19 protein-coding genes are annotated in these 23497 nt (G+C 64.8%); 11 read left to right on the top strand and 8 right to left on the bottom strand.

The window, feature by feature from the left end; genetic code table 11:
* Window positions 1–32 precede the first annotated feature (32 nt).
* The 3 genes from OGR47_RS13265 to OGR47_RS13275 form a co-directional block, all read right to left on the bottom strand.
* Window positions 33–821, bottom strand: a complete 789-nt coding sequence (locus OGR47_RS13265) for an outer membrane protein (protein WP_165055249.1) — start codon at window positions 819–821, stop codon at window positions 33–35.
* 176 nt (window positions 822–997) lie between these two features.
* Window positions 998–2224: a glycosyltransferase gene (locus OGR47_RS13270; RefSeq protein WP_165055247.1), complete on the bottom strand. Its 1227-nt coding sequence runs from the start codon at window positions 2222–2224 to the stop codon at window positions 998–1000.
* Window positions 2221–3450, bottom strand: a complete 1230-nt coding sequence (locus OGR47_RS13275) for a glycosyltransferase (RefSeq protein ID WP_165055328.1) — start codon at window positions 3448–3450, stop codon at window positions 2221–2223. The genes OGR47_RS13270 and OGR47_RS13275 overlap by 4 nt, the downstream gene beginning before the upstream one ends.
* 57 nt (window positions 3451–3507) lie before the next feature.
* Between OGR47_RS13275 and OGR47_RS13280 the strand changes: the two genes are divergently transcribed.
* Window positions 3508–4401 carry a hypothetical protein gene (locus OGR47_RS13280; protein ID WP_165055245.1) on the top strand — a complete coding sequence of 298 codons (894 nt, stop codon included), beginning with the start codon at window positions 3508–3510 and terminating at the stop codon, window positions 4399–4401.
* Window positions 4402–4543: 142 nt separating this feature from the next.
* Window positions 4544–5704 (top strand): LptF/LptG family permease, encoded by a 1161-nt coding sequence (locus OGR47_RS13285; RefSeq protein WP_165055243.1) that lies wholly within the window; start codon window positions 4544–4546, stop codon window positions 5702–5704.
* Here OGR47_RS13285 and OGR47_RS13290 read toward each other — a convergent pair.
* Both OGR47_RS13290 and OGR47_RS13295 read right to left on the bottom strand, forming a co-directional pair.
* Window positions 5683–6444 carry an ABC transporter ATP-binding protein gene (locus OGR47_RS13290; RefSeq protein ID WP_165055241.1) on the bottom strand — a complete coding sequence of 254 codons (762 nt, stop codon included), beginning with the start codon at window positions 6442–6444 and terminating at the stop codon, window positions 5683–5685. The genes OGR47_RS13285 and OGR47_RS13290 overlap by 22 nt on opposite strands.
* Window positions 6434–7258, bottom strand: a complete 825-nt coding sequence (locus OGR47_RS13295; protein WP_165055239.1) for an ABC transporter permease — start codon at window positions 7256–7258, stop codon at window positions 6434–6436. Before OGR47_RS13295 ends, OGR47_RS13290 begins: the two co-directional genes overlap by 11 nt.
* Window positions 7259–7394: 136 nt before the next feature.
* Between OGR47_RS13295 and OGR47_RS13300 the strand changes: the two genes are divergently transcribed.
* On the top strand, window positions 7395–8870 hold the full coding sequence (locus tag OGR47_RS13300; RefSeq protein WP_165055238.1) for an FAD-dependent oxidoreductase: 1476 nt from the start codon (window positions 7395–7397) through the stop codon (window positions 8868–8870).
* Between the two features lie 8 nt (window positions 8871–8878).
* Here the strand turns inward: OGR47_RS13300 and glmS are convergent, their stop codons facing one another.
* Together glmS and glmU are read right to left on the bottom strand one after the other, a co-directional pair.
* Window positions 8879–10708, bottom strand: a complete 1830-nt coding sequence (gene glmS, locus OGR47_RS13305) for a glutamine--fructose-6-phosphate transaminase (isomerizing) (RefSeq protein WP_165055236.1) — start codon at window positions 10706–10708, stop codon at window positions 8879–8881.
* A 151-nt stretch (window positions 10709–10859) separates the two neighbouring features.
* Window positions 10860–12227 (bottom strand): bifunctional UDP-N-acetylglucosamine diphosphorylase/glucosamine-1-phosphate N-acetyltransferase GlmU, encoded by a 1368-nt coding sequence (gene glmU, locus OGR47_RS13310; RefSeq protein WP_165055234.1) that lies wholly within the window; start codon window positions 12225–12227, stop codon window positions 10860–10862.
* A 228-nt stretch (window positions 12228–12455) separates the two neighbouring features.
* Here glmU and OGR47_RS13315 point away from each other — a divergent pair, with 228 nt between their 5' ends.
* The 6 genes from OGR47_RS13315 (at window position 12456) to fae (ending at window position 18886) form a co-directional block, all read left to right on the top strand.
* Window positions 12456–13997 (top strand): glucan biosynthesis protein, encoded by a 1542-nt coding sequence (locus tag OGR47_RS13315; RefSeq protein ID WP_165055232.1) that lies wholly within the window; start codon window positions 12456–12458, stop codon window positions 13995–13997.
* Window positions 13985–16186, top strand: coding sequence for a glucans biosynthesis glucosyltransferase MdoH (gene mdoH / locus OGR47_RS13320; RefSeq protein ID WP_165055230.1), 2202 nt, complete (start codon window positions 13985–13987; stop codon window positions 16184–16186). The genes OGR47_RS13315 and mdoH overlap by 13 nt, the downstream gene beginning before the upstream one ends.
* Before the next feature lie 89 nt (window positions 16187–16275).
* A complete protein-coding gene (locus OGR47_RS13325; RefSeq protein ID WP_371824425.1) occupies window positions 16276–16614 on the top strand; it encodes a DUF952 domain-containing protein in 339 nt (112 codons plus the stop codon).
* Window positions 16611–17753 (top strand): quinone-dependent dihydroorotate dehydrogenase, encoded by a 1143-nt coding sequence (locus OGR47_RS13330; protein ID WP_165055226.1) that lies wholly within the window; start codon window positions 16611–16613, stop codon window positions 17751–17753. The genes OGR47_RS13325 and OGR47_RS13330 overlap by 4 nt, the downstream gene beginning before the upstream one ends.
* A gap of 110 nt (window positions 17754–17863) precedes the next feature.
* On the top strand, window positions 17864–18250 hold the full coding sequence (locus tag OGR47_RS13335; protein WP_165055224.1) for a hypothetical protein: 387 nt from the start codon (window positions 17864–17866) through the stop codon (window positions 18248–18250).
* Window positions 18251–18340: 90 nt separating this feature from the next.
* Window positions 18341–18886 (top strand): formaldehyde-activating enzyme, encoded by a 546-nt coding sequence (gene fae / locus OGR47_RS13340; RefSeq protein ID WP_165055222.1) that lies wholly within the window; start codon window positions 18341–18343, stop codon window positions 18884–18886.
* Between the two features lie 164 nt (window positions 18887–19050).
* Here the strand turns inward: fae and dinB are convergent, their stop codons facing one another.
* Window positions 19051–20151 carry a DNA polymerase IV gene (gene dinB, locus OGR47_RS13345; RefSeq protein WP_246729820.1) on the bottom strand — a complete coding sequence of 367 codons (1101 nt, stop codon included), beginning with the start codon at window positions 20149–20151 and terminating at the stop codon, window positions 19051–19053.
* Between dinB and OGR47_RS13350 the strand changes: the two genes are divergently transcribed.
* Together OGR47_RS13350 and OGR47_RS13355 are read left to right on the top strand one after the other, a co-directional pair.
* The gene (locus OGR47_RS13350) at window positions 20150–21346 is read left to right on the top strand and encodes an AI-2E family transporter (protein WP_246729818.1); all 1197 of its coding nucleotides are present in this window, start codon (window positions 20150–20152) and stop codon (window positions 21344–21346) included. The two genes, dinB and OGR47_RS13350, sit on opposite strands and share 2 nt — an antisense overlap.
* Window positions 21347–21638: 292 nt before the next feature.
* Window positions 21639–23396: a c-type cytochrome gene (locus OGR47_RS13355; RefSeq protein ID WP_206527489.1), complete on the top strand. Its 1758-nt coding sequence runs from the start codon at window positions 21639–21641 to the stop codon at window positions 23394–23396.
* Window positions 23397–23497: the final 101 nt, after the last annotated feature.

Below are 23497 nucleotides of genomic sequence, written 5' to 3' on the forward strand. Positions count from 1 at the left end.
CCGGGCTCTTCACTAGATACCGTCGAGTGGGGTCAAATCCCCAAATCGGGCATGCCGATCAGGGCGCCCAGGTTCTTGACGCGGTAATTGACGCCGACGCGCGCGATATGCGTGTCGAAGCCATTGCCCGTGAAGGTGCGGTAGGCGTTGGGGTAACCCAAGCCCGAGCCATGCGTGCCCTGCAGGCTCGAATAGAGATATTCGGCCTTCACGCTGATCTTGTCGAACAGGGCATATTCGAAGCCCGCGCCGACCGTCCAGCCGGCCTGCCAGCTCGAAGCCGAGGTCGGGAAGAGGTAGCCGGCGACGCTGTCCACGCCGCTGGCGTGCAGTTGGCCATAAGCGAGACCGCCGGTGATATAGGGCATGAACCGACCGAAGGCATAGCCGACGCGCAGACGCTCTGCGCCGAACCAGCGCAGGCGGCTGTAGAGCTGATTGCCCCAATTCCATCCGCCGGTGACGTTGCTGCTCACATCGGCGTAGTTGAACTCGGATTCGTAGCCGAGCACGACACGGTTCGGCAGCTGCCAGTCGGCGCCGCTCTGCACGCCGACCAGATAGCCTCTCGTGCCGAGGTTGGTCGCCACATTGTTCCAGGCGACGGCCGGAGTCGGGCCGAATGCGGTGACATTGGAAAGATAGCCGGTCGTGCCGGCGCCATAGCCGCCGCTGATGCCGAGATGGTAGCCGGTCCAATCGAAGCCGATTGCCGGCGGGGGCGGCGGCGGAGCCTTATAGCTCGGCAGGTCTGCGGCGGTCGCAGCGCCAAAAGCCAGGATCGACGCGGCAGCGCCAAAAACCGCAGCCTTGAAATTCATATTTAGTCTCCAAGAGCAAGGCCGCCCGGTGGCCGGCGCAGCAACATGTCGTGAAACTAACACTGCATAGCCAATGAAGAAATTATGGGCGCCCCCCATTCGGCGAATTTAACGGCCGCGTTGCGCCTCAGTCACACTTTTATACAATTATCTGATTTGAACTGGAAATCTTGCGACTATAACGCCAGGAGCGGAGCCGCCAGCGCGCCAAGGTTACGCTGATAGGCGGCAAGCGAGAAGCGGGTCTCGTAATAAACGCGGGCGGCGCTCACGCGGCGCTGCGAATCGTTGTGCGGCGCCCCGGCGGCGGCCGAGCGCAGCGCGGTGGCGAAACCCTCCCCGGTTTCGGCAAGCGTCAAGCCGGGAAGCGAAAGGACGTCACAATCCATGCCGCGCAGGGCTTGGGGCGTCGCGATGAGCGGCAGGCCGCTCGACATGGCCTCCACCGTCTTGATCGAAAGCCCCGTCCCACTGATCGTCGGCAGGAGGACAAGCCTGGCGTTGGCGTAGACTGCGCCAGGGTCTTCGACCCGGCCGAGGAACCAGTCCTTATAAGCCGTATATTCCTCCGGCGCGCGGGCGCGCACGCCGGCGTCGACGCTGCCGGCGATCTTGACCGTCACGCCCGGCGCTTTCGGCGCGACCTCGCGCAAGAACCAGATCAGGCTTTCGACATTGGCCGTGTTGTTGCTGGAAACAATGACGATGTCCGACCCTCCGGGCCCTGTGGGCGCGGCGGGCGTCGGCGGGTAGAGCAACGCATGGCGCTTCTCAGGCAGGAGCGCGCGGAAATCCTCCGCCTCCTGCGCATTGAGATGCAGCAGGAGATCGGCGCCGCGCATCGCCGTGAGCTCTTGCGCCAGCATCGCCTCATAGGTCACGCGAGGGGCAAGCCAGGGCATGCGCTCATTGATGAGAGCGAACTGCCGCGCCTGCAGATCATGCGTATCCAGCAAGATCGGCGCACGCCCGCGCGCCAGCCGCCGCGCCACCGGCATCAGGAAAAAGTGGTTGCAGTGGACGAGGTCGTAATCTTGCGCCTCGACCAGCGGCGAGAGCGCGGCGCGCTCGGCCATCCCCAATCGAATCGCCGCCTGATCGCCATGAATATAGGGCCACAGCGTCTGCGCCAGGAACCGCGGGCCGAGCATGGCGTAGAACGGCGCGCCGCCGTAATAGCGCGGGCCAGTCTCAAGCTCGGGTGTGGCCTCAGTGAAGCTCTTCCAGATCCATTCGCGGCCGGGGACGAAACCGGGGTCGGAGCTGATGGCGATCGGCAGCGCCTCGGCGCCCATCGCCCGATAAGCCTCGATCTGTCCGAGCACGACGCGATAGGTGCCGCAGGAGTGCCAGGCCGGATGGATGAGCGCCACGCGCCGGCCGGCGAGAGAAAGCTCGCTCATAAGGGAAGGGTTTCCAACTCGGTCGCCAGCGCCCGCGCGTAGGCTTGCGGACTGAAGACCTCCTCGTAGAATTTACGCGTGGCGCTCGCCGCCGCGGGCGTTTCGCCCCGGTCGGCGCGCGCCTGCGCCTCGCGCCAGAGGCGGGCGAATTGCTCGGCGTCCTCGGCCAGACCGACATTCGAGAAAGCCGATGGATCGACCTTCATGCCGCGAAACGCGAGCGGCGTCGCGATGAGCGGCGCGCCGCAGGAGAGCGCCTCGACCGCCTTGATGGAGAGGCCATGCCCTTCGACCGTCGGCAACAGGACGCAGCCCGCGCCGGCGTAAACCGCGCCGATATTCTCGACCCGCCCCCGAAACAGCGCGCGATGCGCCTCATAGAGCGCGGGATCGCGCTGCTTCACGCCCGCGTCGATATTGCCGTAGATCGCAACCCGGGCGCCCTCCGCGCGCGGGACGACCTCTTCGAGGAGCCAGCGGAGGCTCTTGTAATTGGCGTAATTGTCGCTCGCGACGATGATGATCTCGCCGCCCGCCGCGCGCGGAACTTCGAGCACCGCCGGGTAAATCAGCGCATGGCGCGCCTGCGGCAAAAGCGCCCGGAAGTCGCGATCTTCCTCCTCGTTGAGATGCGCGCAGAGATCGGCGCGGCGCATCCAATCGAGTTCGACCGCCAGCATCTCGTCGTAGCCGACGTAAGGCGGAATAAAAAAGCCGCCCTGATTGCGCAGCACATATTGCCGCGCCTGAATGTCCTGAGTCTCCAGGATCACCGGAACCCGCCTGCCCCGCTTCAATCTTTTGACGAAAGGCAGCGTGAAATAGTGGTTGGCGTGAAAGAGATCGATCGTTTCGAGATCGTCGGGGACCCGAACGCGTTTGGCGATTTCGATCAGCCATGACGCCTGATCGCCATGGATGAGGCGCCACCAGCCGTCGAGGAGCAGCCGCGAGGCGAGAGCGGCGTTCGGCGCGCCGCAGAAATAGCGTCGATCCGCCCCGATGTCGCGGGTGGCGGCAAGATATGACGGCCAGCGCCCGCCGACCGGCGGCGGCGGGGTAAGCGCGTCCATCATCGCGATGGACAGCACGCGCGCCCCAAGCGCCTTATAGGCGGCGATCTGACTGACGTTGACCTGATAGCTGCCGCAACTGTGCCAGGCGGCGTGGACGACGGCGACGGTCTTCCCGGCGAGCGGCCGCGCGGAAGGCGGCGTCTCCGAAATCTGCCCCAATCGACCGCCCCCTTGCTTTTGCCCGAATTTTACAAGTACACCCCCTATATGAGCCTTCGACCTTCGAATCCACCCCTGCGCGCCCCGGAGTCAGAGACCGGCGCCGCCGCGCCCGCCAAGCGCTATGGCATCGCCATTGTCGGCAACGACAAGATCATCGATTGGCTGCTGCCCTTCCTGGAGAGCTACCGCGACACCAATTCGTCGCTGCCGATCTATCTCATTCCCTATGACGACAATGTCGAAATGACCCGCCGCGCCGCCGATATTTACGGCGCGACCTATGTGGACGAGGAGCCGGTCGAGATCGACAAGCTCTCCCATGAGCTTTATCCGGGTTTTTTCAACAGCAACCGCCGGCGCCTGCGCAAGCTTCAGGCGCTTGCCCTGCCGCTCGACGAAGTCGCTTATGTGGATGTGGACGTCATTCTGTTTCGCGACTTCACGCCCATTTTCGGCAGGCTCGAAGCCGACAAAAGGGAATTCATCGTCGCCTCGCCGAGCTTCGAATATGTCTATAACGACAGGCGCAGCAATTATGCGTTCCTGAACGACGCGCTGCTCTTCAACGACGGCTTCTGGGTCACGTCCAACAAATATCTCAAGCTCTCCGACTTCATCGAGACGATGAAGGAAGACGCCGAGATTTTCCACGACGTGCGCAAGCGCGGCCAGCTGTTCGCGCAGCCGCTCGTGAACTTTGTCACCCATCGCCGCGGGATCAAGATCGAGCTGCTGCCCAATGTGGTGGAAAAGGCCTCGCACGAGAGCTTCTACAAGGCACCGGGCGTGACCTTCGTGGACGGCAAGCCGGTGGATTTCGAAGGCAAGGAAATTTATTTCGCCCATTGGGCCGGCGCGGTCGCGCTGCCCGCGCGCGGCGTCTTCGATCCGGCCTGGACGCAATATTCCAAGGCCGCCTGGGCCCGGTTCAAGAAATAGCTCTGCAGGACGACGCGCCTTGATCTTTTACCCGTCATTGCGAGCGACGCGAAGCAATCCAGGGGCCGCGATGTGGCTCTGGATTGCTTCGTCGCTGACGCTCCTCGCAATGACGGGCATAACGCCAAAGCGGCAATAACCCATGCCCCGCCTCCTCTTTTACTATCTCTTCAAGCGCGTGGGCTTCAGCGTCCTCATCGTTCAGCTCGCCTTGTCGGTTCCGGTCGTTCTTTCCTATTTGCTCTACCAATTGCCGCCGGCGGCCGTGCGCGGCGGGCTCGTCATTCCGGCGCTGGTCGGCGTCACGCCGACGGTCGCTTATATGACCTTGCCGATGGCCATCGGCGTTGGCGCCGCACTCGAATTCTCCCGCATGGCCAGCGAAGGCATGATCGCCGTGCTCTATGCGCTGCGGCTTTCCGTCTGGTCGATCTGCCGCCCGACGCTGTCGCTCGCAGCGGGCGTTGTCGTGCTCGGCTATATTCTGGCGAACATCGTCGCCCCGCATTATTCGAGCAATATGCAGGACGTGTTGAACGTCGTGCGCAATTCGCTCAACCACCGCATGCTCGACGCGGCGCATTTCTACACATTCTCGAATGGCGTGAAGACGCTCTACATCGAGCGCTGGATCACGCCCGACATCGCCGCCAATCTGTTCATCCGGCAGATTTCCATCGAGAAGATGCAGGAAGAGACGATCACCGCGGCGCGCGCCGAATTCCGCCGGAACGAATCTGGCGTCATCGTCGCCCTCTCCAATGGCAGCATCCAGACCCGCTCGGTCACGAGCAATGAGGTGCGGATCGCCAATTTTGACGAATACGCCATGGCGCTTCCCATGCAGGGCAGCGGCTCGCTGCCCGATCGCGGCTGGAAAGGCGTCTATGAATTGTCGGCTGGAGAATTTCTCTCCAGCCTGGAGCTTGCAAAGCGGGATCATCGCCAGTTCGGCGAGTGGATGGCGGAGGCGGCGAAACGCTTCGGCGCGCCGACCCTTGCGCTGGCGCATGCCCTGCTCGCCATGGCGCTGACCCTGACCTTCGGCAACATCACAGGCCGGCGCGGCGCGGCCGGCAGCCTGCCGATCATCGCCATTCCGGCGGCGCATATCGGTTTTCTGGTGGGGCTGGAATCGCTGCTGCGCATCAGCGCCTGGTTCGCGATCCCCTTGATCGCCGCCGTGGGCGCTGAAATCGGCGTGTCGGCCTGGCTCATCGGCAGGCTGAATTATAGCCCGCACGCCAAGCGCTTCGACGTTCTCGCGCCGACGACGGCCGGCTACGCCGCGCCGGCCGCCTGAGCTTCCTCGGCCCGCATCGCAGCGCGATAATCGGCGATGATGCGCTTGGGCTCGCCGATCTCCTTGACGACGCCCTGCTCCAGCCAAAGGATGCGATCGCAGAGGTTCTCGAGGAAATCGAGATCATGCGAGACCATCAGGATCGTGCCGTTCCGGCTGAAGTCAGCGATATATTTCTCGCATTTGCGCTGGAAGATCTCGTCGCCGACCGACAACGCCTCGTCGACGATGAGCACGTCCGCCTTGGCGTGGGCGCAAATCGCGAAGGCGACGCGCGCGATCATGCCCATTGAATAGGTCCGCATCGGCTGCTCGAAGAAGGGGCCGATGTCGGCGAAGGCGGCGATGTTTTCGATGCAGTCGTCGACTTCCTTGCGCGATAGGCCGAGGATCGCCGCGCCGATGCGGGCGTTCTCGCGCCCCGTCAGCAGCCCGTCGAAGCCCGAGCCCAACGCCAGGATCGGCGCGATACGGCCTTTGACCTCGAACTCGCCTTTGGTTGGCATGGTGATGCCGCAGATGATCTGCAGCAGCGTCGTCTTGCCGGCGCCGTTGCGCCCAAGAATGCCAACGCGCTCGCCCTTCTCGACCGTGAAGGTCATGTCGTGCAGAACCCACTTCTCCTTGTAGAATGTCTTCCACAGGCCAAAGAGGATCTGCTTCAACTGGTCGTTCTGATGCGCATAGAGCTGGAAGGCTTTCCCGATGCCCTTGCAGCGAATGGCCGGCTCAGATGACATCGACGATCACCGATTTGTAGCGCATGAAGAACTGGTAGCCCCCGATGAACACGGCGTAGGAGACGGCGAAGACGAGCAGATAGGCGAAGACGTTCGGCACATAGCCATCGAGCGCCACGGCGCGCAGCATCTCGATATAGTCGCCGACGATATTGAGGCGCAGCCACATCGCGGTCGAGTTGGACATCTGCGCGATCTGGTCCAGCCGATAGAAAATCGGCGTCGCGAACATCAGCACTGGGACGATCGACGCCATGATATGCGCGACGTCGCGCGTGAAGGCGCCGAGCGCCATCAGAAACCAGACGACGCCCAGTATGAACAGGAAGAACGGGACGACGAGCAGCGGCGTCAGCACGATGGTCAGCGGCACACTCCCCGCCGTCAGCAGGCGGAAGGCGATATAAACGCCGAAGGCGACGCCGGCATAGGTGAAGGCGCGGATGGTCGCGGTCCAGGCGATGGTTTCGCTCGGAAAGATCGAGCGCTTGACGAAATTCACATGCTCATGGAGCAGGATCGGCGCGCGATAGGCGAGCTCGCTGAAGAGATTGAAGACGATCAGCCCGATGAAGATGCCGCTCGCATAGTCCGTCACGCTCATGCCGGCTGAGAGCTGCGGCACGGTGATCGAGAAGAGCGTCGTATAGGTGAGCAGCATCACCAGCGGCGAGAGCGCCGCCCAGGCCGGCCCCAGGAAAGAGCCGCGAAAGCGTGAGATGAATTCCCGCCGCACCACGGCGCGAATTAGCTCCCGGTGACGCCAGGCCCGCTCGAAAGGGGCGATATAGGCGGGCGGGATCGAGGCGAGCAACAGTCTCAGCGTCCTTTGCGAAAGCGAGCGCCATGAGGCGCGCCGGTCGCCTGCATAGACCAGTTCCGGCCGCGCCCTGTCAATGGCGAGGGTTAACCGACGGGCCGCGCGGGCCTATGCTCGCCTGGGAGGCCCAATGCTGACTCGCCGGCAGACCATGAGACTTTTGGGCGCCGCCGCGCTTGCGCCCGCGCGCGCGAGCGCTGAAGCGGACTACCGGATCGGCGCATGGACAGGCGACAGTTTCGCGCCCATGCACGCCATCCGCGACGGTCTTTGGGACCGGCCGGCGCCCGCGCCGGAGCGGCGGGTCGAGGTCGCCATCGTCGGCGGCGGCCTTGCAGGCCTCGCCGCCGCGGCGCTGCTGCGGGACCACGACATTTTGCTGCTGGAGCGCGAGACGGAGCCCGGCGGCGCCGCCAAATCCGGGCGCTGGCGCGACATCGACTATGCGCTGGGCTCCGCTTATTTCGTCGACGTCTCGGAACCTTTCGGGCCTTTCTACGAGACGCTGGGCCTCACGCCCGTGCCCGTGCCGCAGCCGGAGAATCGCGTGATCGCCGGCGGGTCGACCGACGCGTTCAGCGGACCGCTGCGGGCGCCCCTGGAAAGGCTGCAGGGCCTTGTGGCAAGGCTCATGGCGAGCGCCGATTTCCCCAGGACGCCGATCGAAGCAGCCTCGCCCACGGCACTGGCGCTCGACCGATTGACGCTGCGCCAGTTTCTCCTTCGGGAACAGATCGACCCGGCCCTCCTCCCCTGGCTCGACGCCTTCAGCCGCTCGGCCATGGGCGCGGGAGCGGCCGAGGTCTCGGCCTATGTCGGACTGAACTTCCTCTCCGAGCTCGCCGGCCGGATTTACGCCTTTCCGGGCGGCAACGCCGCGCTTGCAAAGGCGATGGCGGCGCGGGCCTCGAGCGCCGGCGCAGGCCGCATCGTCACCGGCGCGGCGGTCTTCGCGGTCGAGCCGTCGAACGATGGCGGCGAGGCACGCGTCGCCTGGTTCGACGCCCAGAACCCCGGGCAGCCTCGCTGCGTGGCGGCCAAATGGGTTGTGCTCGCCGCGCCTTTTTTCTTCGCGGCGCGTATCCTGCGCGACCCCGCCGCGAAAGCCGCGATGACGCGCCCACGTCAGGGGAGCTTTCTCGTCGCCAACTGCTGTTTCAGGGGCCCCATGGCGCCCGGCGCCTATGATTGCTGGACGCCGGAGGCCGAGAACGTCACCGACGCCGTCGACGCTGGGGCCGCGCTCGGCGAGAAACGGCCGAGGGACCATGGGATTCTCACGGTCTACGCGCCGTTCCGAGACCCGCAGATGGGGCGCGCGCAATTGCTGGCTGGCGACGGCGCGGCGCTGGCTGCGCCGATCGTCGCGGAGCTGCGGCGCTTCCTGCCCGAGGCCTTTTCAGGGACGCGGCTTGCCGAGGTGCGGCTGACGCGCTGGGGACACCATCATCTCCTTCCGACGCCAGGCATTGTCGAAACGATGCGCGCGCTGCCGAAGCGTTATGGCAATGTCCTGCTGGCCCATTCCGACGGCCAGGGCATGCCGGCCGTCGAAAGCGCTATCACCGAGGCGCACCGCGCCGCGGCCATCATCAGGGGCAGGTAGCGGCGTCCCTACTCCACCGTGACGCTCTTTGCGAGATTCCTCGGCTGGTCGACGTCTTTGCCCATGAAGGTCGCCACATGATAGGCGAGAAGCTGCGCCGGCACGGCATAGACGATCGCCGCGAAGGGCCCCGAGACCGTCTCCGGCATTTCGATATAGCCCGCGAGTTCCGCCGCCGCCTCCTGCTTGGCGCGGGGCGAGCCGATCAGGATCAGATGCCCGCCGCGCGCGGCGACTTCCTGCAGATTCGACACGGTCTTCTCAAGGCTCGCGTCCGGCGGCGCGAGCACGATCACCGGCATGGCGTAGTCGATGAGCGCGATCGGGCCATGTTTCAGCTCGCCCGCCGCATAGCCCTCGGCATGGATGTAGGAAAGCTCTTTCAGCTTGAGCGCCCCTTCCATCGCCAGCGGAAAGGACGGGCCGCGGCCGAGATAGAGCACGCTCGACGCCCGCGCCACGTCGCGCGCCACCGGCTCGACCGCCGCCTCGCGGGATAGCGCCTCGGCCATCTTCCCCGGCGCGGCGATCAGTTCCGAGACCAGCTCCCGCTCGCGCTCCTTCGTGAGCACGCCCCGCGCGCGCCCGAGCGCCAAAGCGAGACAGGCGAAAACCGCGAGCTGGCAGGTGAACGCCTTGGTCGAGGCGACGCCGATTTCCGGCCCGGCGAGGGTCTTCGCCACCGTGTGGCTCTCGCGGGCGATGGTCGAGGTCTCGACATTAACGATCGAGAGAATGTGCTGGCTATGCGCCTTGGCGTAGCGCAGGGCTGCGAGCGTGTCGGCCGTCTCGCCCGATTGCGAGACAACGATCATGAGCCCGTTCTCGGCCAGAGGCGGGTCGCGGTAGCGGAACTCCGAGGCTATGTCGATCTCGACCGGGAGCCGGGCGAAGCGCTCCAGCCAATAGCGCGCCACCAGCCCGGCGTAATAAGCGGTGCCGCAGGCGGAAATCGTCACCCGCGACAGGCGGCTGGGATCGAAGTTCAGCTCGAAGGGGAGGCGCGTGACGCCCTCGGCGAGATCGAGGTAATGCGACAGCGTGCGGCCGACGACCTCGGGCTGCTCATGGATTTCCTTGGCCATGAAATGGCGGTAATTGCCCTTGTCGACCAGGAACGAGCCCTGCTGCAAAGGCAGGCGGCGCCGCTCGACGGGCGCGTCTTGGGCGTCGAAGAATTGCGCGCCGCCGCGACGCAGCACGACCCAGTCGCCTTCGTCGAGATAGGCGATCGTCGTCGCGAAGGGCGCGAGCGCCAGCGCGTCCGAGCCGAGATAAGCGCCCTCCTCGCTCCAGCCGACGGCGAGCGGCGAGCCGCGGCGCGCGCCGATGAGAAGGTCGGGCTCGTTGTTGAAGAGAAAAGCCAGCGCAAAGGCGCCCTTGAGCCGCTTCAGAGCCGCGGCGACCGCCGCCTGCGGCGCCATGCCAGCCTGCATTTCATCGGCGACGAGATGGGCGACCACCTCCGAGTCGGTCTGCGAGGTGAAGGCATGGCCCTTGGCCATCAGCTCCTCGCGCAGCTCGCGGAAGTTCTCGATAATGCCGTTGTGAACCACCGCGACGCGGCTATTGGCGTGGGGATGGGCGTTGTCCTCATTGGGCTTGCCATGCGTCGCCCAGCGCGTGTGGCCGATGCCCACGCTCCCGCGCATGGGGGTCGCGGCGAGCTTTTCTTCGAGATTCTTCAGCTTGCCGGAGGCGCGAAGCCGCGTGAGGCGGCCCTCTTCGAGGGTGGCGATCCCGGCAGAATCATAGCCGCGATATTCCAGCCGCTTCAGCGCCTCGACGAGCTGTCCCGCAACCGGGCCTTTCCCGAGAATTCCGACGATTCCGCACATAGGGCTGCCTCCGAAAAAGGATCATAGCAAAAGCGCTGCAGCACGCTTCGGTCTGATTCAAGGTTAAGGGGATCGTTGAGAGGAGCGTTAGCTCCCCTTAAGACGTAACCCGTGCGGATCGGCACCCTTCCCAAGGCGATCTAAACCATAGTCACGACTTCTTGGCGGCAGCCTTCTTCTCCGCCTGCGTCGCCCGGAAAGACGCCGCCCAGCCGGCTTTCTCCATCTGCCGGCCCCGCGCCACCACGAGCGCGTCGCCGCTTACATCCTTGGTGACGACCGAGCCCGAGCCCACATAGGCCCCCGCCCCGATCCTCACCGGCGCAACCAGCGCGGAATTGGAGCCGATGAAGGCGTTCTCGCCAATCTCCGTGCGATATTTGAAGAAGCCGTCGTAATTGCAGGTGATCGTGCCCGCCCCGATATTGGCGTTGGCGCCGATGTCGGCGTCGCCGATATAGGTCAGGTGATTGACCTTCGCGCCCTTGGCGACATTGGCGTTCTTGATCTCGACGAAATTGCCGACCTTCGCCGCCTCCGCAAGCGCCGCGCCCGGCCGCAAACGGGCAAAAGGCCCGATCGTCGCGCCCCGCCCGACGCTCGCGCCTTCGAGATGCGAAAAGGCGTGGATCACCGCCTTGTCGGCGATCGAGACGCCGGGGCCGATGACGACATGGGGCTCGATCGTCACCTCTCGTCCCAAAACCGTGTCGGCGGACAGAAAAACCGTCTCGGGCGCGATCATGGTGACGCCCGCGGCCATGGCGGCGCGTCTCAGGCGGTTCTGCGCGACGGCCTCCGCCTGAGCGAGCTGAATGCGGTCGTTCACGCCGAGCACTTCCGTCTCGTCGGCCACGACAACCCGCGCCTCGCGCCCCGACGCGCGGGCGATTTCGACGATATCCGTCAGATAATATTCGCCCTTGGCGTTGCTATTGCCGATCTGGCCGAGCCAATCCGCGGCCGCAGCCCCATCGATCGCCATCAACCCGGCGTTGCACAGCCGGATGGCGCGCTCCGCCGCGCTCGCGTCCTTCTCTTCGCGGATGGCGACGAGGCGTCCTGCCTCGTCCTGCAGCAGCCGCCCATATCCGAAGGGGTCAGCCGCCGAGAAACCCAGCGCCGCAACGCCGGCGCCGGCCGCCAGCGCCTCCCGCAGCGCACGGATCGTCGCGCCGGTCACGAGCGGCGTGTCGGCGAAAAGAACGAGGAGATCGTCGCAACCGGCGGCAATCGCCGCCCGCGCCGCAAGGACGGCGTGCGCCGTGCCCAGGCGCTCCGCCTGGACGAAGGTCTGGGCATGCGGAGCGCGCTTCAGCGCTTCGGCCGTAACGTCCTCTCTGCCCGGCCCGACCACGACCGCGATCGTCTCGACGCCCGCCTCGGCGACCGCGGCGAGCACATGGGCCAGCATCGAGCGGCCGGCGACCTGATGCAGAACTTTCGGCGTATCCGACTTCATACGCGTCCCCTCGCCGGCGGCGAGGACGATCGCGAGCGCTTTGCGGGAGCTCGACATGAGGCGCCTTTGGTTGCGTGGAGCGCGGCGAGGCCGCGGTAATTTCGGCCCGTTTGTTGCAGATTCGAAGCGCTAAGGGCAAGGGTGCAAGCGGGGGACAGGCAAATGAGGGGCAGCTCGCGAGAGGCGCGCCCGCGCCGCAAGAATTCCTTTTTGTTCCCCGAAATTCTTCTATAGAGGAGCGACGCGCCATCCCGACCGCCTTCCGACCTCGCTCCCGGTTGCTCAATGTTTGAACGTAGAGATGTTCTCAAAGCGGCTTTCGGCGCCCTTGCGTCGGGCTTTTCGCCTCCTATCGTCCGCGCCGAGCCGACGCCCTCGACCACTCCGCCGCCGCCCCCGGCGAGCTTTTCGCGCGATGTGATCGTCGAGCTCGCGCGCACGCTGGCCTCCCGCCCCTACGCCGCGCCGCCCGCCGATTTGCGCGAGCCTTTCGCAAGCCTCACTTACGAGCAGTTCGTCGGCATCAAGACCAAGCCTGGATCGGCCCTTTGGGCTGGAGAAAACAAAGGCTTCTCGATCGAGCCGCTGCATCGCGGCAATATTTTCACCGCGGCCGTCGACCTCTTCATCATCGATAATGGCGCGGCGGTCAAAATCGCCTATGACCAGAGCCGCTTCGACTATGGCGGCCTGAAAGTCCCCGAAAAACTGCCGGACATTGGCTATTCCGGATTTCGGGTGCTGCGCGCGCCGCCGGGCGGCCAGGAAGCCGAGCTCGCGATCTTCCAGGGCGCGAGCTTCTATCGCGCGGTGGCCGCCGGCCAGAATCTCGGGGTGACGGCGCGCGGCCTCTCCATCCGCACGGCCGACCCGCGCGGCGAGGAATTCCCGGCCTTCCGCAGCTTCTGGATCGAGAAGCCGGTGCTCGGGGCCAATGCGCTCGTTATCCATGCGCTTCTGGATTCGCCGAGCGTCGCCGGCGTTTATCATTTCACCCTGCGCCCCGGCGAAGCGACGATCATCGACACCGAGCTGACCCTCTTCCCGCGCACCGCTGTCGATCATTACGGGCTCGCGGGCTTTGCCGCCGCCTCGCTCTACACGCCGCTCAATCCGCGCCGCCGCAACGACGACTTGCGTCCGATGGTGACGGCGACCAACGGCCTGCAGATGCTGACCGGCTCGAGCGAGTGGCTGTGGCGACCCGTCGCGAATCGCGAGGAGCTGCAGTTTTCGTCCTTTGTCGACGTCAATCCCAAGGGCTTCGGCGCTCTGCTGCGCGATCGCGACATCTCCAATTATCAGGACGACGACCAGCATTGGGAGCGCCGCCCGTCGCTGTGGATCGAGCCGCTCGGCGACTGGGGCGACGGCGCCATGCAGCTCGTCGAAATCCCATCGGAATCGGAAAACAACGAAAACATCGTCGCTTACTGGCGGCCGAAATCGCCATTGGTCGGCGGCGCGCAGGCCAATTTCGCCTATCGCCAGTTCTGGTGCTGGGAGCCGCCGAGCCGCCCGCCCCTGGCGGTCGCCGTTCAGTCGCGCTCGGGTAAAGTTTCGAACGCCAAGCTACGCCGTTTTGTTGTCGTTTTTTCTGGCGAGGTTCTGGGCGACCCGCAAAAAACGGCGCGTCTTTCGGCCGCTTTGACCACTTCGCCCGGATCAGCGACGAACGTGCGCACGTTTCTCAATCCGCAGGCGAAAACGTGCCGCGTCGTGTTCGACGTCGATCCCGCCGGCGAAAACTACTGTGAAATTCGTCTCGTCCTGCGCGCGGACGAGCAGCCGATCAGCGAAACGTGGCTCTACAGATGGACTCCCTGACGCTTACGCCCGTCGACTCCGCCCAGCCGGCGCCGGCCTTCAAAGACCCGGCCGCGGCGCCGCCGACGCCGATCGAAAACCGGCTCTCGATGCCGGCGCAAAATATCTTCAAGTTCGAGCAGAGGCAGCGGCGCAAGCTTCAGGCGCAATCGCTATGGCGCACGCCCTGGCTCGCGCGCCTCGTGACCTTCGGCGGCGGTCTCGCGCTCACGGTCTATGGCGGCTGGCAGATGTACAAGGTCATCGACGTCGGCGGCGTCACGACCTTGAAATGGGCGCTGCTCGCCCTCTTCATCCTCAACTTCTCCTGGATCGCGCTGAGCTTCGCGAGCAGCGTCGTCGGCTTCGTGGCGCTGCTCTCAAGGCGCCCGTCGGCCGGCCTGCCTGAGACTCTGCGCGAGAAAACCGCCGTCGTCATGCCGATCTACAATGAGGCGCCGAGCCGCGTCTTTGCGGCGCTGCAGACGATCTATGAGGATATTCAGGCCACGGGACTGGGCGAGAACTTCGACTGGTTCTTCCTCTCCGACACGACCAATCCGGACGTCTGGATCGCCGAGGAGCGCGCCTTCATCGCCATCCGCCGCCGCCTCGGGCCCAACGCGAGCATCTTTTATCGCCGCCGCGAGAAGAACACCGGCCGCAAGGCCGGCAATATCGAGGATTTCGTCTCGCGCTGGGGCGGCTTCTACGCCCATATGGTCGTGCTCGATGCCGACAGCCTGATGACCGGCCCGACGATCGTGAAGCTCGCCGCCGCCATGGAGGCGGACCCGGACTCGGGCATCATCCAGACGCTGCCGCTCATCATCAACCGCAACACGCTATTCGCGCGCGTGCAGCAATTTGCGGCGCGCATCTATGGCCCGGTCATCGCGACCGGCCTTGCCTGCTGGATGGGCCGCGACGGCAATTATTGGGGCCATAACGCGATCATCCGCACCGAGGCTTTCGCGCGCCATTGCGGCCTGCCCGACCTGCACGGCCGCCCGCCGTGGGGCGGGCACATTATGAGCCATGATTTCGTCGAGGCGGCGCTGATCCGCCGCGCCGGCTACGCTGTCTATATGTTGCCGAGGCTCGGCGGGTCCTACGAGGAAAGCCCGCCCTCGCTGATCGACCTCTCGACCCGCGACCGGCGCTGGTGCCAGGGCAATCTGCAGCATTCCCGCGTGCTGTTCGGACGGGGCTTGTGCTGGGCGTCGCGCCAGCACTTCCTCACCGGCATTTTCGGCTATCTCACCTCGCCGCTGTGGCTGCTGCAGCTCCTCGTCGGCATCGTGATCGTCTTCCAGGCGAGCTATTTCAAGCCGGAGTATTTCACGAGCGAATTCGCGCTGTTCCCGACCTTCCCGCGCTTCGACGCGGAGCGCTCGCTCGAGCTGTTCGCGCTCACCATGGGCATTCTGCTCGCGCCGAAATTCTTCGGCCTGCTCGTCGCAATCTACGAGCCCGAGACGCGCAGGGGCTCGGGCGGCGTGATCATGCTGCTGATCTCGACCCTGTTTGAAATCGTGCTGTCGGCGCTGCTGGCGCCGATCATGATGCTGATCCAGACCGGCCATGTGGTGCATATTGTCTTCGGCTTCGACACGGGCTGGGACCCGCAACGTCGCGACGACGGCTCCGTGCCGCTGATCGACATTGTGCGCCGCCATCGCTCGCATATGGCGATGGGCGCGCTCTCCCTCGTCGCGGGCCTCCTGATTTCGCCCTCGCTCGTCGCCTGGATGTCGCCGACCATCGCCGGCCTCATCCTGGCCATTCCGATCTCCTGGCTCACGAGCCAGCGCTGGCTGGGCCTCGTCTTCCGCCGCGCCGGCGTGCTGGTGACGCCGGAGGAGACGACGACGCCGCCGATCGCCAAACGCGGCAAGGCGCTTTCCAAGGCGCTGGCGCGCGGCGAGGACGACGAGGTGAACGCCATCGTCGCGATCCACGCCGATCCGGAACTGCGCACGCTGCATGAAGCCTGGCTCCCGACCCGCAAACCGCGCCAGCGCGGCGTCATCACCGCCGATCGCGCCGTCGCGGAAGCCAAGGTCGCCGACGCCGAAACGATCGAGGACGCCGTCGCGTGGCTCAATCGCGGCGAGCGCCTCGTGGCGCTTTCCGATCGCGCGCTGATCGGCATGATCGCGAGATTGCCGCGCAGAGCCGATTTGCAAGAGGCTCAGGCGGCGGAATAGGCCCCTCATTCTCGCGATCGAGAGTGTTACTGAAGACCACGACCCCCTCTCCCGCGAAGCGGGGGAGGGCTGGGGAGGGGGTGTTAGCCGTGATAATTTACAAAATCATCTCCGCCCCCGAATGGCGCACCGCGGAGGCCGAGGGCGTCTTCCATGGCGCAGCCATCGATCTCGCCGACGGCTACATCCATTTCTCCGCCGCCGAACAAGTCGCGGAAACGGCCGCGAAACATTTCGCCGGGAAATCCGATCTGCTGCTCGTTTCCATCGACGCCGATAGGCTGGGCGACGCACTGAAATGGGAAGTCTCCCGCGGCGGCGCGCTTTTTCCGCATCTCTATGCGCCGCTGTCGCTCGACGCCGTGACGCGCGTGGCGCTACTGCCGCTCGACCCCGATGGGCGCCATGATTTCAGGGGGCTGCTGTGATCGACGTCTTCGGCCTCGCCCTCCCCTTTCTGCGCCTGCTCGACGCCGAAGACGCGCATCACGCCACCATCGCGGCATTGAAGCTGTTGCCCGCACGTCAGCCGCCGAAGAACGACCCCCGCCTCGCGGTTTCGGTCTTCGGCCTCGATTTTCCCAACCCCGTCGGCCTTGCGGCGGGCTTCGATAAAAACGCCGAGGTCGCTGACGCCATGCTCGGCTTCGGCTTCGGCTTCGTGGAGGTGGGGACGCTCACACCGCGCCCGCAGCCAGGCAATGCGCGGCCGCGCGCCTTTCGGCTGATGGAAGATCGCGGCGTCATCAACCGCTATGGTTTCAACAATGATGGCCACGCGCTGGCGATGGCGCGCCTCTCCGCCTGTCATTGCGAGGAGCGCAGCGACGAAGCAATCCAGAGCAGCCATCGCGGCCCTGGATTGCTTCGCTGCACTCGCAATGACGGGATTGTCGGCATGAATATTGGCGCCAATAAAGACTCGACTGATCGAGTTGCGGACTATGTTTCCGGCGTAAAAGCCTTCGCCGATGTCGCCAGCTACTACACCATCAACATCAGCTCGCCCAACACGCCGGGGCTGCGCGATCTGCAGGAGCCTGAGGCGCTCTCCGATCTTCTCGCGCGCGTGATCGAGGCCCGCGACGCGGCGCCCGCGCGGCGTCCGCTGCTCTTGAAGATCGCGCCGGACCTCTCTCTCGCTCAGCTCGACGGCGTCGTGCGCGTGGCGCGTGCGCGGCGGATCGACGGGATGATCGTCTCCAATACGACGATCTCCCGCCCCGCCACGCTGCGCTCGTCGTTAGCTAAGGAAACCGGCGGCCTCTCCGGCGCGCCATTGTTCGATCTTTCGACCGCGATGCTCGCGCAAACCTATCTGCGCGTCGAAGGACAGTTCCCGCTGATCGGCGTCGGCGGCATCGACAGCGCCGACGCAGCGTGGAGGAAAATCGAAGCCGGCGCGACGCTCGTGCAGCTCTATTCGGCGCTGGTCTATGAAGGCCCCGGCCTAGTGGAGCGCATCAAAAGGGGCCTCGTCCTGCGGCTTGAACAGGAAAATATTTCCCTCGCCGCGCTCGTCGGGCGCAAGGCCGCGGCGTTTGCGGCGCGCCCGCCGAGCGGTTGAAGCCAGAACCGCAAGCACGGGTCCTGCGCTTTTGCGCCGCCGCGGAAAATGCATACTTAGGCGGAGCCGTATATCCAGCGCGGCGCAACTTAAGTGAAGGCTTTCCGAATATGCGATCAATTCTGCGGACGCTCGGTCTTCTCGCCTGCCTCTGCGCGCCGCTCGGCGCGCTTGCGCAAGATTATGAAGGCGGCCGTCCGCTGACGGGAACCTGGCTCCAAACCTATTCCACCGCCGGCCAATGCCCCACGTGCTCGATCGCCATTCGTCGGGACGGCGACGGCTATCTCGTCTCGAGCAGCAATGGCTGGTCGGCAAGAGTGATCGGCGGGCCGCATGGCGCTGTTGGCGGCGGCTCCTGGAATACGCAAGGCGCCTGGGGCGGCCCTCTTCAGGTGCGTCTCAGAGCGCGCGGCGACGAGCTGGAATTGTCGATGACGGCCGAGTGGTCGGGAGCCTCGCTGACCTCGACCTACATCGCCGCCGACGCGCGTTGACACGGCGCGGCGCATAAGGCTGGCGCGCCACTTTCGCAGGCCGCGCACCAATGCTATTCCCCGCGCCACACCGTAACCAAAGGATATGAAATGAGCGACGACATCTGGCTTGCCACCGGCGAAGCGACGGTTCTCGCGGCGGACGGGCAATACACCGACGCCATGCCGGAAGTCTTGATCGGCAGCGTCAAGGGTCCGGTGGGCCAGGCTTTCGCCTCGATGACTGGCCAGGTCGCGGGCCATCCGCGCATGTTCGTCATCCGCGACCTCAATCAGCAGGTCCGCCCGGCGACCATGATGACCACCAAGATGACCGTGAAGTCGGAAGATTACGTCGAGCTTCTCGGCGGCGTGGTGCAGGCGGCGACCGCCGACGCCATCGTCGATTGCGTGGCGGAAGGGATTATCCCCAAGGATAAAACCAACGAGCTGTGCATGATCATCATGGTCTGGCTCGACCCGCGCTGCGCCAAGCATCTCAAGAAGCTCGACAAGAGAGACCTCTACCGCACCAATTATGAGGCGACGAAGCTCGCGATCTCCCGCGCGCTAAAGGGCGAGCCGACGATCGACGAGCTGATCGCCAACCGCAAGACAATCTCGCATTACGCGCTCGAAGGCGTCTTCGAGGAGTAAGTTGCTTTTCGCTTGAACAGCTCGCTTTGGCGGTGTCATTCCCGGCGGGCTGAAAGCCCGACCGGGAATCCAGGGCCAAAGTAGTAGCTGGATTTGCTCTGGATTCCCGATCGCTCGCTACGCGAGCGTCGGGAATGACAGTGGATCGCCGACCACCGCTGCGTTCAAATTTCCAGTTTCAATTGCCCATCAGCCTTCGTCTCCTCCGCGCTCAGCGACGACAGGCTCACGCCGAGCAGCCTGATTCCCTTTTCCACGGGAAAGACCGGCCCCAGCAGTGAAAAGGCCAGCGCTTCGAACTCTTGCAGAGACGCGATCGAACCCGCATTGGTGCGCGCGCGGGTGATTTGGCGGAAGTCTGCGTATTTCACTTTGAGCGTGAGCGTGCGCCCGCGGACCGGGCCGTTTTCAATCGCGCGCCAAACCTTCCGGACAATCGGCGCGAGCGCGGCGCAGGCGGCGTCATAGCTGAAAAGATCTTCCGCAAATGTGTTCTCCGCGCCGATCGATTTGCGGATGCGATTGGCGCGCACGGGCCGGTCATCGACGCCGCGCGCAATCCAATAGTAATAGGCGCCAGCCTTGCCGAAATGCCTTTGCAAGAATTCGAGCGTCTGCGCCTTCAGATCGTGACCCGTCTCAATGCCTAAGCGAGTCATCCTCTCTGTCGTCGCCGGCCCTACGCCGTGAAAGCGCCCGACCTCGAGCGCTTCGACAAAGCCCGGCCCCATCTTCGGCGTGATGACGAAGAGTCCGTCCGGCTTGCGATAGTCCGAGGCGATCTTGGCGAGGAACTTATTGTAGGAGACGCCGGCCGACGCGGTCAGGCCTGTCGCGATTTTGATCTTGGCGCGAATCTCCTCCGCGATCTGCGTCGCGGAAGAGATAGCTTTCAGATTCTCGGTCACGTCGAGATAGGCTTCGTCGAGCGCGAGTGGCTCGATGATGGGCGTATATTCGGAGAAGATTGCACGGATTTGCAGCGACACTTGCCGATAAACATCGAAGCGCGGCTTCACGAAAACGAGCTCGGGGCATTTGCGCCGCGCCGTGACCGAAGGCATAGCCGAGCGCACGCCGAATTTGCGCGCCTCATAGCTCGCCGCCGCGACGACGCCCCGCTCCCTTGCGCCGCCGACCGCGACGGGCTTGCCGCGCAGCTCTGGATTGTCGCGCTGCTCGACCGAAGCGTAGAAGGCGTCCATATCGATATGAATGATCTTGCGCGGCCGCGCGGCGTCGCTCGTCTCCGCGATCTTCTCCATGTCCGCTTCGCGCCTTGTCATGGCGGTAATTATACCGGCTGCCGCCCTATTGGCTCGAAAGCAAAATCTCGACGATAATCTCGCCATGACGGAGGATATCGGCATGGACGAGCCCGCGGGACTGCGAAAGAGCGTCGAGCCTCTCGAAGCGTTGTCCTGGCGACAAAGCGCTGCATCGCTTGTCGCCAGCGCGATGCTGCTGGGGCTCGGCGTCTATATCGTTTCGGGCTATCTCCATGCCCTGTTATGGGCCCTGGTTCTCGCCGTCGCGCTCTGGCCGCTTTACGGCCGCTTCAAACGCCGCCTCGGACCCTCCGCCCCGAAAGAACTCGCGCCGATCTTTTTCACGGCGCTCGTCGGGCTCGTGATATTGGCTCCGATCGCCGTGCTCGCGGTGGACGCCGCCGCCGAGTTTCGCCAGCTTCTCGACTATGCTCGCGCCGCCGAGGAAACCGGCCTGCCGGTTCCGGACGCGCTCGCGCGCCTGCCCGCGATCGGGCCATGGGCGTCGCAATGGTGGGCGGCGCATCTCTCGCACGCAGGCTGGGCGAAGGAGCTCGCCCAGCAGCTCAATACATCTCACGCACGGGAGGTCGGCGCGTCGCTCACCATCAATATCGCCCATCGCTCCATTCTCTTCGCGATCTCGCTCCTGGCCTTGTTTTTCCTCTTCCGCAGCGGGGAAAGCGTCGTCTCCCAATGCCGCGCCGCCTCGACGAGGCTCTTCGGCGCGCGCGGAGAGATATTAGCCGCGCAGATGATCGCGTCGGTACACGGCACGCTGAGCGGGCTCGTGCTCGTCGCCATGGGAGAAGGCGTTCTCATGGGCGCGGCCTATATGCTCACGCACACGCCTCACCCGATCCTTCTCGGTCTTCTCACCGCCTTCGCCGCGATGATCCCCTTCGCCGCCGCCTTCGCCATCGGCTTGGCGGCGCTGCTGGCGGCGGCGACCACAGGGCTGGCGCCGGCGCTCATTATCGCGGCGTGGGGCTTTATCGTCGTCTTCGCCGCGGATCATTTCGTGCGCCCCAATCTCATCGGCAGCGCGACGAAACTGCCTTTCATCTGGGTCCTGCTCGGCATTCTGGGCGGCGTGGAGAATTTCCAGCTTCTCGGGCTTTTCATTGGGCCCGCCGTCATGGCGGCGCTAATCTCGCTCTGGCGCGAGCTCTCCTTTGAGGAAGAGACCTAGTACTATTTCCGTTTGAACAGCTCGCATTGGCGCCTGTCATTCCCGGCGGGCTGAAAGCCCGACCGGGAATCCAGAGCCAAGGCGCTGGTTTTGGTCTGGATTCACGATCGCTCGCTTTGCATGGAGACACCGAACCAATCAAGCGGATCTCGAATAAGACTCCGACCAACCCTTTTGGAGAAGGGCTCGTCTTTTACCGCGTTGAGCACAGAGCCAGCTAGCCGCGTGTGGCTGTCGCTCTAAATTAGGCCGTGCCGCAAGCAAGTCTTTTCAGCGAACGAACGAGGCGCGGATGCGTGGCAAATTGTTCGGCCAAATTTCTATGACGATTCTCGCATCACTTCCGCCGCTCTGCGCTCTGGCGGCGCAAAGCGAAAACAAGCCGGCCTGTCCCAATGGCGACGCCGGCATAACCTTGCCCTCGGGGTTCTGCGCGACGGTCTTCGCCGATCACATCGGCCATGCCCGCCATATCGCCGTCGCCGATAATGGCGTCGTTTACGTAAACACATGGAGCGGGCGCTACTATGGGAAGCGGGGAAAGACGCCCCAGGGCGGCTTCCTCGTCGCGCTCCAGGATAAAAATGGCGACGGCGCGGCGGATGTCGTCGCGCGTTTCGGCGCGACGCCGGAGGGCGGCGGCTCAGGCGGCACCGGCGTCGGAATCTATAACGGCGCTGTCTACGCGGAAGAAGGCGACCAGATCGTCCGCTATGCGCTGTCGCCCGGCGACATCGCGCCAAGCGCCAAGGCGGAAACGGTGATCTCAGGAATGCCGCTCACCGGCGATCATCCCATGCATCCCTTCGTGATCGACGCGCACGGCAATCTCTATCTCGATTCCGCCTCGGCCACCGATTCCTGCCAGGCCAGCAACCGCATGCCCGAGTCGCCGGGCCTCACGCCCTGCCGGGAGCTCGAGACGCGCGCCGGCGTCTGGCGATACGACGCGAAGAAGAGAGACCAGAAATTCTCGCCCGCCGAACGTTTCACGACAGGCATCCGCAACGCCGAGGGCCTTACCGTTGAAGGGGATCGCGTCTACGCGACTCAGCACGGCCGCGATCAGCTCGCGGAGAATTGGCCGAAGCTCTACTCGCCGCAGCAAGGCGCCGAGCTTCCCGCCGAGGAGCTTTTAGAACTGCGCGAGGGCGCCGATTACGGCTGGCCCGAATGCTATTATGACGGCTTTCAGAAGAAGCTCGTGCTCGCGCCCGAATATGGCGGCGACGGCGGCAAGAAGGTCGGCGTCTGCGCGGAGAAGCAAGGGCCCATCGCCGCTTTCCCGGCGCATTGGGCGCCGAATGCGCTGCTCGCCTATCGCGGCGGGCAATTCCCGACCGCCTATCACGGGGGCTTCTTCATCGCTTTCCACGGCTCGTGGGATCGCGCCCCCTTCCCACAGAGCGGCTATAATGTCGTGTTCCAACCCGCGAAGGACGGCAAGCCCGCGGGCGATTTCATCGCTTTTGCCGATGGATTCGCGGGCGGGGCCAAGGAGCCCGGCGGCGCGGCGCATCGGCCCTCCGGTCTCGCGCAGGGGCCGGACGGCGCCCTTTACGTCTCCGACGACACCAACGGCCGCATCTGGCGCATCACCTACCATGGCGACATTGCGCAGGGCCTCGAAGCCGCGCCTCCGCCCGCGCAGACGGCAGAGCGCGCGCCAAAGGCTGGCCCGCCGGAGGGCGTCAATCCGGAAGCCGGGAACTTGGAAGGAAAAAGCCTGCCGGTCCCGCCGGGTGCAACGGACGCGCAGGTCGCGTTGGGCGAGCGCATCTTCAATGGCCATGCGGAAGGTGGAAACTGCGCCGGCTGCCATGGCGAGAATGGCAAGGGCGCGCCCCTTGCGCCCGACCTTACGAGCGGCAAATGGCTCTGGTCCGATGGGAGCTTCGATTCGATCAAAGAGGTGATCGCCCGCGGCGTCGCGAGCCCCAAGGAATATCGCAGCCCCATGCCCCCGAAGGGTGGCGCGCCTTTGAGCGACTCCGATGTGACGGCCGTCGCGGCCTATGTCTGGGCGATCGGGCGTCAAAGTAAGAAATAGGCGGCGCAAAGGGGGGCCTTTGCCCGCCTAGTCATGCGCCATGCGCCTTAGGCTGCCGAACCTCGCGGCGCACCCAAAGCTGCTGTTTCTTTATGCATTCT

Origin of the sequence: Methylocystis sp. MJC1 (assembly GCF_026427715.1) — a bacterium.
GTDB lineage: Bacteria > Pseudomonadota > Alphaproteobacteria > Rhizobiales > Beijerinckiaceae > Methylocystis.

What these genes read in the sequence shown, in the direction of transcription:
- OGR47_RS13270 (WP_165055247.1), bottom strand. Translation starts at nt 2,224, where the DNA reads ATGAGCGAGCTTTCTCTCGCCGGCCGGCGCGTGGCGCTCATCCATCCG.
- fae (WP_165055222.1), top strand. Translation starts at nt 18,341, where the DNA reads ATGAGCGACGACATCTGGCTTGCCACCGGCGAAGCGACGGTTCTCGCG.
- dinB (WP_246729820.1), bottom strand. Translation starts at nt 20,151, where the DNA reads ATGGAGAAGATCGCGGAGACGAGCGACGCCGCGCGGCCGCGCAAGATC.
- OGR47_RS13290 (WP_165055241.1), bottom strand. Translation starts at nt 6,444, where the DNA reads ATGTCATCTGAGCCGGCCATTCGCTGCAAGGGCATCGGGAAAGCCTTC.
- glmU (WP_165055234.1), bottom strand. Translation starts at nt 12,227, where the DNA reads ATGTCGAGCTCCCGCAAAGCGCTCGCGATCGTCCTCGCCGCCGGCGAG.
- glmS (WP_165055236.1), bottom strand. Translation starts at nt 10,708, where the DNA reads ATGTGCGGAATCGTCGGAATTCTCGGGAAAGGCCCGGTTGCGGGACAG.
- OGR47_RS13265 (WP_165055249.1), bottom strand. Translation starts at nt 821, where the DNA reads ATGAATTTCAAGGCTGCGGTTTTTGGCGCTGCCGCGTCGATCCTGGCT.
- mdoH (WP_165055230.1), top strand. Translation starts at nt 13,985, where the DNA reads ATGGACTCCCTGACGCTTACGCCCGTCGACTCCGCCCAGCCGGCGCCG.
- OGR47_RS13280 (WP_165055245.1), top strand. Translation starts at nt 3,508, where the DNA reads ATGAGCCTTCGACCTTCGAATCCACCCCTGCGCGCCCCGGAGTCAGAG.
- OGR47_RS13335 (WP_165055224.1), top strand. Translation starts at nt 17,864, where the DNA reads ATGCGATCAATTCTGCGGACGCTCGGTCTTCTCGCCTGCCTCTGCGCG.
- OGR47_RS13350 (WP_246729818.1), top strand. Translation starts at nt 20,150, where the DNA reads ATGTCCGCTTCGCGCCTTGTCATGGCGGTAATTATACCGGCTGCCGCC.
- OGR47_RS13300 (WP_165055238.1), top strand. Translation starts at nt 7,395, where the DNA reads ATGCTGACTCGCCGGCAGACCATGAGACTTTTGGGCGCCGCCGCGCTT.
- OGR47_RS13285 (WP_165055243.1), top strand. Translation starts at nt 4,544, where the DNA reads ATGCCCCGCCTCCTCTTTTACTATCTCTTCAAGCGCGTGGGCTTCAGC.
- OGR47_RS13355 (WP_206527489.1), top strand. Translation starts at nt 21,639, where the DNA reads ATGCGTGGCAAATTGTTCGGCCAAATTTCTATGACGATTCTCGCATCA.
- OGR47_RS13315 (WP_165055232.1), top strand. Translation starts at nt 12,456, where the DNA reads ATGTTTGAACGTAGAGATGTTCTCAAAGCGGCTTTCGGCGCCCTTGCG.